The 15852-nt window shown below is 68.1% G+C and carries 14 protein-coding genes; 6 read left to right on the top strand and 8 right to left on the bottom strand.

Annotated elements, in window-relative coordinates:
* Positions 1 to 145 precede the first annotated feature (145 nt).
* Positions 146 to 874, bottom strand: coding sequence for an SDR family oxidoreductase (locus tag ACZ7LU_RS19415; protein ID WP_471917373.1), 729 nt, complete (start codon positions 872 to 874; stop codon positions 146 to 148).
* Between the two features lie 76 nt (positions 875 to 950).
* On the opposite strand from ACZ7LU_RS19415, the gene ACZ7LU_RS19420 reads away from it, so the two are divergent.
* A complete protein-coding gene (locus ACZ7LU_RS19420) occupies positions 951 to 1328 on the top strand; it encodes a MerR family transcriptional regulator (protein WP_471917374.1) in 378 nt (125 codons plus the stop codon).
* 157 nt (positions 1329 to 1485) lie between these two features.
* Here ACZ7LU_RS19420 and rsgA read toward each other — a convergent pair whose 3' ends face one another.
* Positions 1486 to 2589, bottom strand: a complete 1104-nt coding sequence (gene rsgA / locus ACZ7LU_RS19425) for a ribosome small subunit-dependent GTPase A (protein WP_471917375.1) — start codon at positions 2587 to 2589, stop codon at positions 1486 to 1488.
* 587 nt (positions 2590 to 3176) lie between these two features.
* Between rsgA and ACZ7LU_RS19430 the strand changes: the two genes are divergently transcribed.
* Genes ACZ7LU_RS19430 through ACZ7LU_RS19450 form a run of 5 tightly spaced genes read left to right on the top strand, consistent with a single transcriptional unit; the run spans position 3177 to position 8814 of the window.
* The gene (locus tag ACZ7LU_RS19430) at positions 3177 to 4583 is read left to right on the top strand and encodes a peptide ABC transporter substrate-binding protein (protein ID WP_471917376.1); all 1407 of its coding nucleotides are present in this window, start codon (positions 3177 to 3179) and stop codon (positions 4581 to 4583) included.
* Between the two features lie 57 nt (positions 4584 to 4640).
* Positions 4641 to 5570, top strand: a complete 930-nt coding sequence (locus ACZ7LU_RS19435) for an ABC transporter permease (protein WP_471917377.1) — start codon at positions 4641 to 4643, stop codon at positions 5568 to 5570.
* Between the two features lie 55 nt (positions 5571 to 5625).
* Entirely contained in the window at positions 5626 to 6600 is a 975-nt protein-coding gene (locus ACZ7LU_RS19440) for an ABC transporter permease (RefSeq protein ID WP_471917378.1), read from the top strand.
* A gap of 11 nt (positions 6601 to 6611) precedes the next feature.
* Positions 6612 to 7670: an ABC transporter ATP-binding protein gene (locus tag ACZ7LU_RS19445; RefSeq protein ID WP_471917379.1), complete on the top strand. Its 1059-nt coding sequence runs from the start codon at positions 6612 to 6614 to the stop codon at positions 7668 to 7670.
* Positions 7663 to 8814, top strand: coding sequence for an ABC transporter ATP-binding protein (locus ACZ7LU_RS19450; RefSeq protein ID WP_471917380.1), 1152 nt, complete (start codon positions 7663 to 7665; stop codon positions 8812 to 8814). Before ACZ7LU_RS19445 ends, ACZ7LU_RS19450 begins: the two co-directional genes overlap by 8 nt.
* Before the next feature lie 81 nt (positions 8815 to 8895).
* On the opposite strand, the gene ACZ7LU_RS19455 is transcribed toward ACZ7LU_RS19450, so the two are convergent.
* From ACZ7LU_RS19455 to ACZ7LU_RS19480, 6 genes are all read right to left on the bottom strand, one after another.
* Complete coding sequence (locus ACZ7LU_RS19455; protein ID WP_471917381.1) at positions 8896 to 9642, bottom strand: response regulator; 747 nt, start codon at positions 9640 to 9642, stop codon at positions 8896 to 8898.
* Positions 9643 to 9891: 249 nt separating this feature from the next.
* Positions 9892 to 11229, bottom strand: a complete 1338-nt coding sequence (locus tag ACZ7LU_RS19460; protein WP_471917382.1) for an MFS transporter — start codon at positions 11227 to 11229, stop codon at positions 9892 to 9894.
* Complete coding sequence (locus ACZ7LU_RS19465; protein WP_471917383.1) at positions 11226 to 13157, bottom strand: amino acid adenylation domain-containing protein; 1932 nt, start codon at positions 13155 to 13157, stop codon at positions 11226 to 11228. The genes ACZ7LU_RS19460 and ACZ7LU_RS19465 overlap by 4 nt, the downstream gene beginning before the upstream one ends.
* A 32-nt stretch (positions 13158 to 13189) precedes the next feature.
* Positions 13190 to 13975 carry a class I SAM-dependent methyltransferase gene (locus ACZ7LU_RS19470; RefSeq protein WP_471917384.1) on the bottom strand — a complete coding sequence of 262 codons (786 nt, stop codon included), beginning with the start codon at positions 13973 to 13975 and terminating at the stop codon, positions 13190 to 13192.
* The gene (locus ACZ7LU_RS19475; RefSeq protein ID WP_471917385.1) at positions 13972 to 14910 is read right to left on the bottom strand and encodes a thioesterase domain-containing protein; all 939 of its coding nucleotides are present in this window, start codon (positions 14908 to 14910) and stop codon (positions 13972 to 13974) included. Before ACZ7LU_RS19475 ends, ACZ7LU_RS19470 begins: the two co-directional genes overlap by 4 nt.
* Before the next feature lie 75 nt (positions 14911 to 14985).
* On the bottom strand, positions 14986 to 15750 hold the full coding sequence (locus ACZ7LU_RS19480) for a sulfotransferase-like domain-containing protein (protein WP_471917386.1): 765 nt from the start codon (positions 15748 to 15750) through the stop codon (positions 14986 to 14988).
* Positions 15751 to 15852: the final 102 nt, after the last annotated feature.

Consider the following 15852-nt stretch of genomic DNA (forward strand, 5'->3'; position numbering starts at 1 on the left):
CGCGATGGCCGCTTCGCGTTCCGCCTTCTGCTGAGCCCTCTCAGCCTGTCGGACGAGCCCGGTCCAGCTGCGCGCCCGACGGATGGACCATACGGGTCCGCACAGACCTAGGCACTCTTGCGCCCCGTGCGGACCGAGAGGCTCATCAGGCCGCCGTCAGTGCCGCCAGGGCGCGGTCCATTGCGGCGTTGAACTCTTCCGGCGTCAGCGGCAGTCGGGACTTGACGTCCCGGCTCCACTGGTCGGCGAGGACCTCGGCGGAGCCCGCCTCGACACCGTCGAGCGCCGCGTCGGCCAGATCGGACGGAGCGATCTTGTCGACGGGCCAGCCCGCCGCCATGTCGGTGTCGGCCAGGCCGAGGTGTACCGCTGTGACGAGCGTGCCCTGCTCGGCGAGCTCCAGGCGGACGCCGTTGGTCATGGCCCAGGCGGCGGCCTTGGTCAGGTGGTAGGCGTTGGCGCCCTTGCCCCCGAACCACGACATGGCGGAGAGGACGTTGACGATCGCGCCCCCGCCGTTCCTGGCGAGCGCCGGCGCGAACTCCCGGATCATTCCCAGGTGGCCGAACATGTTGGTCTCCAGCTCGTGCCGCACCGCGTCCAGCGAACCGGTCACCAGGTCGGTCCCCGTCTGGATCCCCGCGTTGTTGATGAGCAGCGAGACCTCCGGGGCGGCCTCGGCTGCGGCCCTCACGGAGGCGGGATCGGCGATGTCGAGGGGCAACACGTCGACCCCGGGCAGGTCCACGGTCTCGGGCCGGCGAGCCGTCGCGTAGACCTTGCGGGCGCCCCTTTCGAGCAGGCGCTGGGCGAAGGCGCGGCCCAGACCGCGGTTGGCTCCGGTGACAAGGGCAACTGAGTTGTTGATGTCCATGGCCGGTACGCTAAAACCTGACGCCGGCGTCAGAGGCAAGCGCCGGACCTCGGGGCCACGGGTGAGAGGAATCACCATGACTGTCACAGCGACCGCGGCCGAGCGGCTGATCCGCATCGGCGAGGTGGCACGCGGCGCCGGCGTCTCCGTGCGTGCCGTCCGCTACTACGAGCAGCAAGGGCTGCTCATCGCGGAGCGCAGCCCGTCCGGCCAGCGCCTGTACCGGCAGGACGCCATCCCCCGGGTCCGCTTCTTCCAGCAGATGTTCGCCGCCGGCCTCACCAGCCGAAGGATCACCGAACTCCTGCCGTGCTGGGACTCCGGGCACACCGACGCCGAGCAACGAGGCATGCTGCGAGCCGAGCGCGAGCGCATCCAGGCCAAGATCGACGACCTGCAGACCGCCCTGAACCACCTCGACGAGGTCATCGCCATCACGGACACGCACCCGTAGGCGCGGCCGGTCCATACGTCCGATCAGCGATCCGACCTCACTGTGTCGGTAAGGGCGATGAGAAATCGTTGAGGTGAGCTGTTGTCGGGCTGCCCCGGCCCGCCCCGGCGTGCCCCGCCCGGCGTGCCCCGCCCCGGCGTTCCGGCGGAACGCCCGTTCAGTCGCGCACCGCACCGCGCTTCGCGCCCCGTTTCCAGTTCCGGCGCACCTCCTCGCGCTGGCGCGCGTCGATGCGCTCCGCGATCCACTCGTTCTCGTTCGTGAGCTTGCGGTAGCTCTCCAGACGCCGCTGGGAGAGCTCGCCGTCCGCCACCGCCGCCAGGACGGCGCAGCGCGGTTCCGCGGTGTGTGAGCAGTCGTGGAAGCGGCAGGACTCCGCCAGGTCCTCGACGTCCGAGAAGAGCAAGGAGAGGCCGTGCGCGGCGTCCCACAGGCCGACGCCGCGCAGGCCGGGGGTGTCGATCAGGGTGCCGCCCCCGGGGAGTACGAGCAGGTCGCGACGGGTCGTGGTGTGCCTGCCCTTGCCGTCGCTGTCCCGCGCGGCCTTGACCTCCTGGAGATCCTGGCCGACGAGCACATTGGCGAGGGTGGACTTGCCGGCGCCGGACTGGCCGAGCAGCACCGACGTGCCGTCGGACAGCCGGGCCGCCAGCTCGTCCAGGCCCGCACCGGTCCGTGCGCTGACGGCGAGGACCGGCACGTCGGGAGCGGCATCGCGGATGTCCTCCGACAGGAAGCGCAGCGTCTCCGGTTCGTGGATCAGATCAGACTTGGTCATCACGACCATGGGCTGCGCCCCGCACTCCCATGCCAAGGCGAGGAAGCGTTCGACCCTCTCCAACTCCAGTTCCACGGCGAGCGAGATGGCGATCACCGCGTAGTCGATGTTGGTCGCGAGGACCTGGCCTTCGGAGCGCTTGGACGAGGTGGACCGCACGAACGCGGTACTGCGAGGCAGCAGGACCCGCACGGCGGCCGGGTCGGCCTCGGGGTCCAGGGCCACCCAGTCACCGGCGCAGACGGCCCACATGGGGTCACGTGAGGCGATGGGTGCCGGGTCGGCGTCCAGGGTCAGGACCGAGGAGCCGTCCGCGGCGAGCGTCACCACCTCGCAGCGGCCGCGGTCCACGCGGACGACGCGCCCGGGCAGCAGCCCCTTGGGTGCGTAGGGGGCGAAATCTGCTTCGACCCTGTCGTTCCAGCCGTACTCCGCGAGTGGATGGGAGTCGGCGAGTGGATGAGAAGCAGCAAGTTCTGTCAACGGATTAGCCCTTCGAGAAGCCGCGTGGTCGGAGCCTACCGACGGGGCCGGTCGATGCCAACAGAACAACTGCCGTGCCACACCTGTAATCACTCCGCTTATGCCGGGCTAAGTCCCTGCGTTGAAGGGGAGTTAAACGCTGAGCCGGAACAGACAGCAACGCATCGTGCGCATGGGGCCGCCGCCAATTACCCTTACGTTTCCGTGACATGGACTTCCCTTCCGATTGCTCCCGATACGGAACATGCCGCCGTGCTGCGTAATGGAAACGTGACGTGGTTCCGGGTGTCCCAGAAGCCCGGCTTCCTCCAATAGTTGGGCGCCAGGGTGGGAAATCGAAGGAGGCAGGCAACTTCATGCGTGGTGTCGGGAGAATCAGATGGGCCGCGGGGGTCGCGGCCCTCGCCATGGCGGCGACGGCTTGTGGCGGAGAAAGCCAGAGCCAGGGATCTGCCGATGGCGGAACCTTCCGATTCGGTCTGACCGAACCGGTCTCGATCGACCCGGGACTCGCCTCGGAGACCACGGGACTGATTGTCTCCGAGGTGGTGTTCACCGGTCTGTACCGCGTGAATCACAAGGGTGAGATGGAGCCTCGGCTCGCCACGGCGGCCACGACCAACGACGACTGCACGCAGTGGAAGTTCTCGGTCAAGAGCGGCACGAAGTTCACCAATGGTGAGCCCGTGGACGCGGCGGCCTTCGTGCGCGGCTGGAACCGTTCGGTGAACCCGGAGCTGGCCTCCGACGTGTCGTACCACCTCGACGGGATCGTCGGATACGAGAAGGTGCGCAGCGGAAAGGCGAAGGAGCTCAGCGGGCTGTCCGCGCCCGATGCCACTTCGCTGCGGGTCAGACTCGCCGCGAGCGACTGCGAGTTCGACAAGAAGACCGCACACACGGTGTTCAGCCCGATACCCAAGGCGGCCGGAACCGGCGAGAACAAGAAATTCGCCGATGAGCCGATCGGTAACGGCCCGTTCAAGATGGCGGGCAAGTGGGACCACAACAAGAAGATCTCGCTGGTACGCAACGACGCCTACGGCCTCAAGAAGGTCAAGATCGGCCGGGTGGACATCACCCTGCTCAACGATCAGAGCATGTTCGACCTCGAGTACCAGGGATTCCAGACCGGCCTCTTCGACTACGCGCACGTCCCGCCGGGCCAACTGAGGGCTGCCGAGGCCAAGTTCAAGCCCGCGGGCAAGTGGGTGACGCAGGACGTCAACGGCATGAACTATCTGCTGCCGATCACCGATCAGGGGCCGCTCAAGAGCCGTGACGCCCGCCTCGCGATCTCGTACGCCATCGACCGCCAGGCCATCACCAAGGGGCTCTACAAGGGTTACCAGCGGCCGGCGTCCTCGATCATTCCGCCCGCGCTGCCCAAGTCGTACCAGGACGGGCTCTGCGCCTCCTGCCTGAAGCCCGACGCCAAGAAGGCCAAGGAGCACGCGAAGGCGGCGGGTCTCAAGCCGGGTACCGAGCTGTCCCTCGTGTTCAACACGGGCGTCGGACACGACCAGTGGATCCAGGCCGTGGGCAAGCAGCTCGAGGACACGCTCGGGCTCAAGGTGAAGCTCCGGGGCAAATCCTTCAGGGAAGGGCTCGAGGCCGAACAGAGCGCGGACGCCACGGGACTGTTCCGGTACTCGTGGGGCGCCGACTACCCCACGCCCGACAACTACCTGTACCCGCTCCTGCACTCCGGTTCCATCGCCAAGGACAAGAGCGGTGAGGTCATGGGCGACAACCGCAGCCGCTACAGCAACCCGAAATTCGACAAGCTCGTCGACAAGGCGCGCGCCACGAAGGACGAGAAGAAGCGGATACGCCTCTACAAGCAGGCCGAGAAGGTGGCCATGGACGACATGGCTCTCATCCCCACCTTCCACCGGTCCGAGTACCGGCTGGCGGCGAAGGACAAGTTCAACGGGCTCGATGTCCTTTCCTTCGGAGAGTCGCCGATACTCGAGGGGCTTTCACTGAAGTAGCGCACGGGGGAGCACGAGAGGTGAAGTGAAGAAGCGGCACAGGGGAGAGGACACTTTATGGGGCGCTTTGTTGCCCGTCGTTTCGGGCAGATGCTGATCGTCCTCATAGGAGCGACCGTCGTTCTCTTCATTTGCCTCTTCGTGCTCCCGGGCGACCCGGTCGGCTCGCTGGCCGGCGGTGGCGAGAATGCCCATGATCCGGTGGTCGTGGCCCAGCTGCAGGAGCGCTACGGCCTGGGCAAGCCGTACTACGAGCAGTACTTCAACTACGTCAGCAGGCTGCTCTCCGGCGACCTCGGCGAGGACTACGTGCAGCGACGCGAAGTCAGCGAGATCCTCGCGCCGAAGCTGGTGAACACCGCACAGCTCGCACTGGCCGCCATCGTCATCAATATCGCCGTCGGAGTCCCCGTCGGCGTGCTGGCGGCCCTGCGCAAGTACAGCGTCTGGGACGTCTCGGCGACCTTCGTCTCCACGCTGACCATCGGCTTCCCCACCTTCGTGGTCGGGTTCCTGCTGCAGAAGCTCTTCGTCGTCGAGCTGGGCTGGTTCCCGCTCCTGAGCGACGGCACCATCAAGTCCCTGGTGCTGCCCGCGGTGACACTGGCCATCGTCGACGCGGCGCTCGTGGCCCGGCTGATGCGCGGGACCATGCTGGAAGTGCTCCAGGCGGACTACATCAAGACGGCCGTCGCCAAGGGGCTGCCGCGCAGAACGGTGCTGGTCAAGCACGTGCTGCGGAACAGCATCATCCCCGTCGTCACCTACCTCGGCATCTCCCTCGGCCTGCTGATGGGCGGCGCCCTGATCGCCGAGGCGATCTTCAACTGGGACGGGGTCGGACTCGCGCTGGTCAACGCGGTCCGTCAGCAGAACAACCCCATCGTCCTGGGCGTGGTGACGTACGGGGTCGCCGTCTTCGTCTTCCTGAGCCTGCTGGTGGACCTGTTGTGCGCGGCCCTGGACCCACGCATCCGGGAAAGCTGACCGCCTGAACTTCCGCCGGTCCGACCGTGACTCCGGCCCCGACGAAGGAACCTCCATGAGTGAACTGACCAAGGGGCCGGTGGTCCTGCCCGACGGGCCGTCAGCGGCGGCCCCGGCAACCGAGGAGACCCCGCCGCGGGCGGGCACCGACCCGGGGGAGGGGGACGACGCCGGAGCCGCGGGGCTTCCGCAGACCACCTACTGGCGGGTCGTGCGCGCCCGGTTCCTGCAGAACCGGCTCGCCGTGGTCGGCCTCGTCATCGTGGTGGGCCTGGTGCTGACCGCCGCCGTGGGCCCCTTGCTCGCACCCCACGACCCGTCCACGCAGGACCTCAACCACACCATGGAGGGCCCGTCCGGCGAACACTGGTTCGGCACGGACGGCCTCGGCCGTGACCTGCTCTCCCGGCTGATCGCGGGCACCCGCCTCGCCCTGCTGATCGGGCTGGCCTCCATCGTGTTGACCTGCGCGATCGGCGTCACGCTCGGTGCGCTCGCGGGGTATGCGGGCAAGTGGGTCGACGCGGTGATCATGCGGACCGCGGATGTGTTCCTGGCCTTTCCGCTGCTCGTCGGCGCCATCGCGATCATCCTGGTCACGGGGCAGGGTGTCTGGCCGGTCATCGCCGCGCTGGCCCTGTTCTCGTGGGCGACGGTGGCCCGCCTGCTGCGCAGTTCGATGCTCTCCGTACGGGAGGCGGACTACGTCGCCGCGGCCCGGGCCCTCGGCGCCGGGCACACCCGGATCGTGCTGCGGCACATCCTTCCCAACTCGATGACACCGGTCCTCGTCTACGCCGCCTTCAACACCGGCACGGCGATCGTCAGCGTCGCCTCGCTCTCCTTCCTGGGGATCGGCGTCGCCCCGGGCGTCCCGGAGTGGGGGAACATCCTCGCCGACGGCCGGCAGTTCATCGGCGTCAGCGATCACCTCTGGGCGTTCCCCAGCGTCGCGATCGTCCTGACCGTGCTCGCCTTCGTCTTCGTCGGTGACGGTCTGCGCGACGCCCTCGACCCGAAGCTGCACTGAGAAAGGCGCACGTGACGACCATCGACAAGACCATGAGCGTTCCGGAGCCGCGTGCCGGGGCCGGGGACGGTACCCCGCTGCTCGAACTGCGTGATCTGCACGTCGAGTTCCACACCCGTGAGGGCGTGGTCAAGGCCGTCAACGGCGTCAACTACAGCGTGGACGCGGGTGAAACGCTCGCGGTCCTCGGTGAGTCGGGCTCCGGCAAGTCGGTGACGGCCCAGGCCATCATGGGCATCCTCGACATGCCGCCCGGCAGGATCCCGCAGGGCGAGATCCTCTTCCGCGGGCAGGACATGCTGAAGATGTCCGGCGAGGAGCGCCGGAAGATCCGCGGCCGGAAGATCGCGATGATCTTCCAGGACGCGCTGTCCTCGCTGAATCCGGTGCTCTCGGTGGGCTATCAGCTCGGCGAGATGTTCCGGGTGCACGAGGGCATGGGCCGCAAGGAGGCCAAGGCCAAGGCCATCGAGCTGATGGAGAAGGTCAAGATCCCGGCGGCCAAGGAGCGGGTGAACGACTATCCGCACCAGTTCTCCGGCGGTATGCGCCAGCGCATCATGATCGCGATGGCGCTCGCCCTGGAGCCGGACCTGATCATCGCGGACGAGCCGACCACGGCGCTGGATGTGACGGTCCAGGCCCAGGTGATGGACCTGCTCGCCGAGCTGCAGCGCGAGTACAACATGGGTCTGATCCTGATCACCCACGACCTCGGCGTGGTCGCCGATGTCGCGGACAAGATCGCGGTGATGTACGCGGGCCGGATCGTGGAGACGGCGCCGGTGCACGAGCTGTACAAGCGCCCCGCGCACCCCTACACCCGTGGCCTGCTGGACTCGATCCCGCGCCTGGACCAGAAGGGCCAGGAGCTCTACGCGATCAAGGGTCTGCCGCCCAACCTGCTCAAGATCCCCGGCGGTTGTGCGTTCAACCCGCGCTGCCCCAAGGCGCAGGACATCTGCCGCACGGAGATCCCGGCGCTGGTGCCGGTCACCGAGCAGGACGGCGCCCAGCTGCCGGGCCGCGGCAGCGCGTGCCACTTCTGGAAGGAGACGATCCATGGCTGAGCCGCTCAAGAAGTCCGAGGGGCCTCAGGACGAGACGCCGAACGTCTCCGCGGTGGAAACCGTCGAGGTGAGCACCGCCGAGGAGGCCGTGGCGGCCATCGAGGCGCCGGTGGAGCGCGGTGAGCCGATCCTGCAGGTCCGCAACCTGGTCAAGCACTTCCCGCTCACCCAGGGCATCCTGATCAAGAAGCAGATCGGTGCGGTCAAGGCGGTCGACGGGATCTCCTTCGACCTGTACCAGGGCGAGACGCTGGGCATCGTGGGCGAGTCCGGGTGTGGCAAGTCCACGGTCGCCAAGCTTTTGATGACCCTGGAGCGGGCCACGGCCGGCGAGGTCTTCTACAAGGGCCAGGACATCACCAAGCTGTCCGGGCGGGCGCTGAAGGCGGTCCGCCGCAACATCCAGATGGTGTTCCAGGACCCCTACACCTCCCTGAACCCCCGGATGACGGTGGGCGACATCATCGGGGAGCCCTTCGAGATCCACCCCGAGGTGGCCCCGAAGGGCTCGCGCCGCCAGAAGGTCCAGGACCTGCTGGACGTGGTGGGCCTGAACCCGGAGTACATCAACCGCTATCCGCACCAGTTCTCCGGCGGCCAGCGCCAGCGCATCGGCATCGCCCGCGGCCTGGCCCTCAACCCCGAGATCATCATCTGCGACGAGCCGGTCTCGGCCCTGGACGTCTCCGTCCAGGCCCAGGTCATCAACCTGATGGAGAAGCTCCAGGACGAGTTCAACCTCTCCTACCTCTTCATCGCGCACGACCTGTCCATCGTCCGGCACATCTCCGACCGGGTGGGCGTGATGTATCTCGGCAAGATGGCCGAGATCGGCTCGGACGAGCAGATCTACGAACACCCCACCCACCCCTACACCCAGGCCCTGCTCTCCGCGGTCCCCGTCCCGGACCCCGAGGCCCGCGAGGGCCGCGAACGGATCATTTTGACGGGCGACGTGCCGTCCCCCGCCAACCCGCCCTCGGGCTGCCGCTTCCGCACCCGCTGCTGGAAGGCGGAGGACAAGTGCGCCAAGGAGACCCCGCTCCTCGCGATCCCCGAGCGCTTCAAGGGCGCGGACACTCCCGCGGCCCACGAGTCGGCCTGCCACTTCGCCGAGGAGAAAGCAGTACTCATCGGCGAGTAGCGAGTCTGTCGTGCCGTGTCGAATCGGGGAGAAAAGCTAGTACGGCAGCGGGACATGAGCCTCCGTCGAACCGCTGAGGGATCAGCCGTCGGCTGTCGCCATCTGCATCACCCCTGAGCGGTAGGCGAACGAGACCAATTGGGCCCGGTCCCTGAGCTCGAGCTTGTTCCGCAGCCGGTACACGTGCGTCCGTACCGTGGCGATGCCGATGGCGAGGTCCACCGCGACCTGTTCCGTCGACCTGCCGCGCGCGATGAGCGAGAGCACCTGCCGCTCCCGCGGCGTCAGGGCGGCCGCCACGGGCTGCAGACCTCCTTCCGGACGGCTGTCCTGCCGGCGGAACCAGCTGACGAGACGCTCGGCGACCCGGGGCGCCAGCATCATCTGTCCCCGCGCAGCGGCGTGCACCGCCGACACCATTTCCGCGTGGTCGACCTCTTTGACCAGAAGTCCGGTCACGCCCGCGTGCAGCAGCGCGGAGATGACGTCGTCACTGTCGTCCATGGTGAAGGCGACGATGCGCGGAGCGGGGGAGATGTCCTCCTTGCGGAGTCTTTTGATCATTTCCAGGCCGGAAAGGCCGTCCAGCGCGAGGCTGGTGATGATGACGTGCGGACGGCGTGTCCTGGCAATCATCATCGCGTGGATCCCGGAATCCGTGGAGTCGATGACGCGAATGTCTTCTTCGGGCGCCAGAATCGCACTGATCCCGTTTCGCACAATGGGCAGTTGATCGCAGATGAGTACGTTGATCGGCATGGTCCCCGTTTCGCTTCTCGTGTCTGGGGACATGAGAAGGCGTACGGTATTGATGCCGAAATCACGCACGCATGACCGTACGGCGTCCGGGCAGACGACTGCCTCTGGACGCGACGGCGTACGGCTTGATTTCCCCCCGGTTGGTCTTCCCCCGTCCCGCATCCTCCTCGGCTAGTGACCGAGAAGGTTTGGTTGGTGTAGACCCTGCCGACTCTCGCTGTGCAGGTCAAGGCTTGAGTTTCCCTGGACAGTGTGCTTTTGAGGCCGCCCGGGCGGAATTCCCCGAAGCTTCGGAGCCGTTGTGATCAAGCCACCGCGTCAGGACGGAGAACCGGCCTCGGTCTGTGGCCGCAACTCGGTGAGCTTGGCGTCCGATTTCTGATCCTCATGTACCGCCTCCAGATTGCGGGCATCTCGGACCACGAACAGCAGTGCGGGTGTAAGGAACATCCATATCGCTCCCACAATGAGTACGGTCGTCGTGGACGTCAGACCGCCGGCGGGGCCGACAAGGGCCTGCCCGACGGGCAGCAGCCCGATGCTGCCCAGCCACTCGTACGAACTGACCCTGCTCAGCGAGCCGATGGGGACGTTCTGCTGCATAGCGGTCAGCGAGAAGACGTTGAACATCGAGAGGCCGATGTTGCTGATGACCGCGGCGACGGCGATCACGGGAACCGGCGCGAGCAGTGCGATGGCCAGGAGCTGCAGACCGTAGAGACCGAGCGGTATGAAGGACGCGCGCATGATGAAACGCGGCCGCATGCGGAGCGCGATCACGCCGCCCAGGATCGAACCGAGCCCGGTGCACGCGCTGATGATCGCCCAGGAGGACGCGCCACCGAGGTCGTCACGGGCCAGGGCGGGGCCGAACACCTGCCAGGCGGGGAGCACGAGGAGGTGGAACGAGGCGGCCCACGCCACCATGGTCCACAGCCACGTCCGGGACTTGAACTCGCCCCAGCCCAGCTTGAGGTCGTTGATGATCGACGAGGCCTTCTCCGTCTCCTTCTGGTCCGTGGCGGACGCGGGCGCGAGACGGATGAGGTACAGCGCGGCCGCGCTGACGGCGAAGGTCGCCGCGTCGAAGATCAGAGCGGCACCGGGGGAGAACAGCACGACCAGGACACCGGCGATGGCCGGGCCGACGGTGTACGCCGTGTTCTCACTGAGCCCCATCAGCCCGTTCGCCCTGTGCAGTTGCGCGGGCTTGACGACCTCGGGAAGCAGGCCCGTGGCGGCCGGGTGGAAGAAGGCTCCCGCGGTACCCGCGATGAACTGCAGCGCGACCATCGTCGGCAGCGAGGCCGTGCCCGTGAGCAACATGACGCCCTGCGCCAGCTGCGACAGGAAGCAGGCCGCGTCGCACAGGAGCATCAGGCGCCGGCGGGACATGCGGTCGGCGATGACTCCCCCGAGCAGGAGCAGCAGCACGGTGGGTATCACCCGCGCGGCGAGCACCAGGCCGAGGGCCGTGGCGGAGTCGGTCAGCTCGAGGACGGCGAAGGCGAGGGCGACCGGCACGATCGCGTCGCCGATGATCGAGCTCGTCTGGCCTATGTAGAGAAGTCTGAACTCGCGATGACCGACCAGTTCTCGCAGTTCCCCCCTGCGGGCCTTTCGTCGTTGTGTCGGCCCGTCTGCGGAACTGTTCATGTCGTCCTTTCGTGAGTGGGTGCCTGCGCGGCCGAACCGTCCGGCTCTGTTTCCTGCGCGGCCAGGAGGGCGTCCAGCTGATCGGGGTCCATCGCCGCCATCAGCTCCGCGGTCACGGCCTGCGCGAGCTGCGCGACAGTGGGTCCTTCGAGGAGTACGCGGACTTGCAGTCGCACACCGAAGTCACGCCGCACCCTTGCCATCAGGCGGATGGCGAGCAGCGAGTCCCCACCGATGTCGAAGAAGTCGTCGTGGATGCCGACGCGCCGACGGGACAGCACATGGCTGAAGGTGTCCGCGATGCCCCCCTCGATGTCGTCGCGCGGCTCGTCGGCCGGCTCGGCATCGTCCCATGTTCTTGCCGGTGGCGGGAGTTGAGTCGGGTCGAGCTTGCCGTTGGGCGTTGCGGGGAGGGCTGTGAGGGGGGTGATCGTGGCGGGGACCATGTGCGGCGGCAAGTGCTGTGCGAGGTGGCCGTGGAGGGCTTTGAGGGTGACCGAGGTGGCCGGGACGTCCGGGGCCAGGACTGTGTACGCGGCGAGCTGCGGGTGCGTCGGGTCGCCGCGGTCGAGCGTGACCGCGGCGGCGTGGACGCCCGGGTGCGCGAGGAGGGTCCGCTCGATCTCGCCGGGCTCGATGCGGAAGCCGCGGAGCTTGATCTGGTGGTCGCTGCGGCCGTGGTGGTGGAGCCGGCCGTCGGGGGTGCGGTGGGCCAGGTCGCCGGTGCGGTAGAGGCGCCCGCCGGGCACGTGAGGGTCGGGCAGGAAGCGGTTGGCGGTCAGGTCCGGGCGGTTGAGGTAGCCCTTGGTGACGCCCGGCCCGGAGACGTACATCTCGGCGATCGCGTCGTCGGCGACGGGGCGGAGCTGCTCGTCCAGGAGGTGGACGGTGAGGTCCGGCAGAGGAGTCCCGATGGGGGTGCCGTGCAGCCGGGGTTCGCTGAGGTCGGCCGGGGTGAGGCGGTGGTGGGTGACGTGCACGGTGGTCTCGGTGATGCCGTACATGTTGACCAGGAAGGGGGCTTCGGTGCCGTAGTGCGCGGCCCAGTCGGCGAGTTGGGCGGGCTGGAGGGCCTCGCCGCCGAAGACGATGTGCCGCAGGCCCGTGGGGCCGTAGCCGGCGCGGGCCGCCGCGCGCGCCAGGTGCGCGAACGCGGTGGGTGTCTGCGACAGCATGGTGACCTGCTGCTCGCCGATCAGGCGCCACATGGCGTCCGGGTCGCGGGTGGTGGCATAGGGCACGACGTGGACGCGGCCGCCGTGCAGCAGCGCGCCGTAGATCTCCCACACCGAGAAGTCGAACGCGGCCGAGTGGAACATCGACCACACGTCGGTCTCGTCGAAGCCGAAGAGGTCCTTCGACGTGGAGAAGAGCCGCAGCAGGTTGTCGTGGCTCACCGCCACTCCCTTGGGGCGGCCCGTGGAACCGGAGGTGTAGATGACGTACGCGGTGTCCAGCGCCGATACCCGCGTCCACCCGCCGTCGGCGTCCTCCGTGCCGTCATCGGGAGCGGCCGTGACGTCGAGGTCGACGAACACGCCGCCGGCCCCGGCGAACGTCTCCGCGAGCCGCCCCGGAGCCGCGACCGCCACACACCCGGCGTCCGCCACCGTCATCCGCAGCCGCTCACTCGGATAGCCCGGGTCCAGGGGTACGTAGCCCGCGCCCGTCCGCAGCACCGCCACGAGCGCGACGATCAGGCCCACACCCCGGTCCGTACACACCGCCACCAGGGAGCCGCGTCCCACGCCCGCCGCCCGCAGCCGCCGGGCGAGCGCCTCCGACCGGCGGTCCAGCTCCGCGTACGACAACGACTGCGCGCCGTCGGAGACCGCTGTGCGCTCCGGCCACCGGCCCACCACCTCCGCCAGCACCCCGCACACGCCCGTGGCGCTGTGCCCTGCCGGATTCTCGGACGCGTTCAACACGGCTGTTCCCCTTTTTCTGACGGTTGGGTCGGTCACTCGGAAGCGGTGGCGACCCAGACGAAGTCCTCGGATTCCGGCGCGTAAGGGCTGCGCTCGTAATCCCCGTACTCGTGCTCGATGCGGAAGCCCGCCTGCTCCAGCAACGCGCGGATTTCCGGCGGGAACCGGTAGATGTTCTTGCGGATGTCGTGGCGGCGTTCCAGCACGAGGCCCTGCTCGTCGAGGATTTCGCTCACCCGGCGACGGGTTATGCTCTGCTTCTCGAAGTCGAAGGTGCTGTAGTCCCACAGGGCGATCCGGTGGCCCGTACGCGGGTGACGGATCTCGTCGACGAAAAGCTGACGATTGTGGTAATTGGTGAAGTCCGCTTCCTGGAAGACCGGAACTCCCGCGACGAAACGCGCCCCCGGCAGCATGTGCCTGCGAATGGTGGCAAGCGCCGCCAGCCAGTCCTCGTCGGTTTCCAGGTGGAACATGGTCTGACCGCCGGCGAGGACGAGGTTGAACCGCTCGCCGAGGTCGAAATCGCGCAGGTCGCCCTCGACCAGACCGACCCGCTCCTCGGGCACACCGGACTCCGACAGATTGGCCCGGCCCTGGGCCAGCATCGACGGGGAGCGGTCAACGCCCACCACGCGGTCGACGTGTGCCATGCAGGGCAGCAATACGCGGCCCGTGCCGCAGCCGATTTCGAGCAGCGGGCCGCCGAATTCCTTGGCCTGGGTCAGCAGGAAGGGCAGATCGAAGCTGTTCAGATCGGCCCAGAGAACGTCGTAGATTTCGGCTTCGTGGAGGTAGTCGTCTTCGGTCCCGGTCACCGGTACTCCTGAGTTTCGTTGACGGTGTGCAGCAGAATGCGGGCGATGTCGTGCACGGTCTTCCCGGACAGCAGACTGAAGTGGTCGCCGGGGAGGGGATGCCGCCGCAGCGGAACCCCCGTGCACAGGGGCTGCCAGATGTCCGGACGGACGTCCGATGCGTCGGCGTGGAACAGCGTCACCTGCCCGTGATGGGCGCCCGGCGTGTGCCGCTGCATGGCTCTGGTGGCATGGGCGAACACCGCGTACCGGCTGCGGAGTTCCGCGGTGGCGAGGCCGAGGCCGAGCCCCTGATCCGCCAGCCCGCGGGCCGCGCGCTCCAACGCCTCGGGCACGGGTGCGTGCCAGACGGAGTCCGGCAGCGGCACACCGTCGGTCTCGGCGCCGCTCGAACCGAGCAGGTCCTCGACGAACGCCCGCAGCGTCTCCGCCTGGGACCACGGGCCGGTCGCGGCCGGCCACGGCGCGCTGTCGATGAGCGCGACCGGAACGGTCCGCCCGGTCGCGGCGGCGTGGCGGCGCGCCATTTCGTGCGCGACCAAACCACCGAAGGACCAGCCGCCCAGGAGCGCGGAGTGCGCCACCCCGTGCTCGCCGAGCAGGTCGAGATAGTGCTGAGCCAACTCCGGTACGGCCGGCGGGTGTTCTCCGGAGAGCATCTCGTCGGCGGCGATCGCCCAGACCGGACGCGGTCCTTCGAGGAGCCGGGCGAGCATCCCGTAGCAGAAGACCCCGCCACCGATGGGGTGGGTGAGCACGATCGGATCGGTGCGCCCGGCCGCGCCCTCCCGCAGGACGATCACGCCGCCCGACGAAGGGGCCGCCTCGGGCGGCGCGGTGGCCGCGCCGGACGGCCGGGCCTGCTCCCGCTCCCGGAGCATGCGCAGATACAGCTCGCGCTGGGCCGGGGACAGCGCCTTGATGCGCTCGTCCACGGAAGGCGTACTACCGTCTCGCGTCACTGATCCACTTTCGTTCGCCCCGGCTCCTCTGCTCCCTTTCGTGTGCTGCTACGGCTGCGTGAGCGCTTCCTCGGGCCGCAGGCGCCGCTCGTACAGGTAGGTGTAGAAGGGGAGTTCTTCCCGGTGGTAGTCGGCGAGCAGCGGGTTGCTCTCGACCGTGTCCGCGTACTTCTTGGTGCTCTTCACGAAGCCGTCGGTGGCGCTGGCGTCCTGGTGCCAGCGCGCCGTCAGCTGCCACTCGGAGGGCATGCCGGGGGACCAGGAGAGCGTGGTGGGGTCGAACGGAAGGCCGACCCGCTCGCAGTACGCTCGGACGGTCGCCTCCGGCCGTTCGATGAGGTCGTCGGAGTCGACTATGACGGGCTCGGCTCCCTGAGCCTTGGCCACCGCCACGTAGATCTCCTGGAGCCGGGCGAACCCGACCTCCTCGCGGCGCAGTTCGGGATTGAGCGCGTAGTGCGACGCGATGACCTCGGCAGGGTCCCGGATGATGAAGGTGTGGCACACCTCGCGCAGGAATTTCTGATCTCCGAGCACGCCCGGGTAACGGAAATCGGTGGTGTCCTTGAAGAACAGTCTCGATTTCGATCCCATATCCCCGATGGCGGCCATGAGTTCGGCCTCGGAGTGCACCACCCGGTCTCCTACCTCCGCGGAACCGAAGTCCGCGAGACGGGAAAAGGGCTCGTGCAGGGCCAGGACGTCGTCCCGCCCCATCATCATGCGCAGGAACGCGGTCGAGCGGGAGCGGGGCGCACTCCACAAGGCGATGACCTGCGCCCCCGAACCTCCGCCGCGCAGCGAGTCGTTCATGTCCGGCTCCTCTTCTTGACGGCACGGTCACCGTGGTCCGCCGCTGCTCATGGGGCAGCCGCGGCCAGCAAGCAGACTAATCCAGGGGCCGGATCGCGGAAT

It is taken from the genome of Streptomyces sp. NPDC039462, from assembly GCF_055639375.1.

Coding starts and splice junctions, on each gene's coding strand:
- ACZ7LU_RS19415 (WP_471917373.1), bottom strand. CDS start 874: ATGGACATCAACAACTCAGTTGCCCTTGTCACCGGAGCCAACCGCGGT.
- ACZ7LU_RS19420 (WP_471917374.1), top strand. CDS start 951: ATGACTGTCACAGCGACCGCGGCCGAGCGGCTGATCCGCATCGGCGAG.
- ACZ7LU_RS19430 (WP_471917376.1), top strand. CDS start 3,177: ATGGAGCCTCGGCTCGCCACGGCGGCCACGACCAACGACGACTGCACG.
- ACZ7LU_RS19435 (WP_471917377.1), top strand. CDS start 4,641: ATGGGGCGCTTTGTTGCCCGTCGTTTCGGGCAGATGCTGATCGTCCTC.
- ACZ7LU_RS19440 (WP_471917378.1), top strand. CDS start 5,626: ATGAGTGAACTGACCAAGGGGCCGGTGGTCCTGCCCGACGGGCCGTCA.
- ACZ7LU_RS19450 (WP_471917380.1), top strand. CDS start 7,663: ATGGCTGAGCCGCTCAAGAAGTCCGAGGGGCCTCAGGACGAGACGCCG.
- ACZ7LU_RS19460 (WP_471917382.1), bottom strand. CDS start 11,229: ATGAACAGTTCCGCAGACGGGCCGACACAACGACGAAAGGCCCGCAGG.
- ACZ7LU_RS19480 (WP_471917386.1), bottom strand. CDS start 15,750: ATGAACGACTCGCTGCGCGGCGGAGGTTCGGGGGCGCAGGTCATCGCC.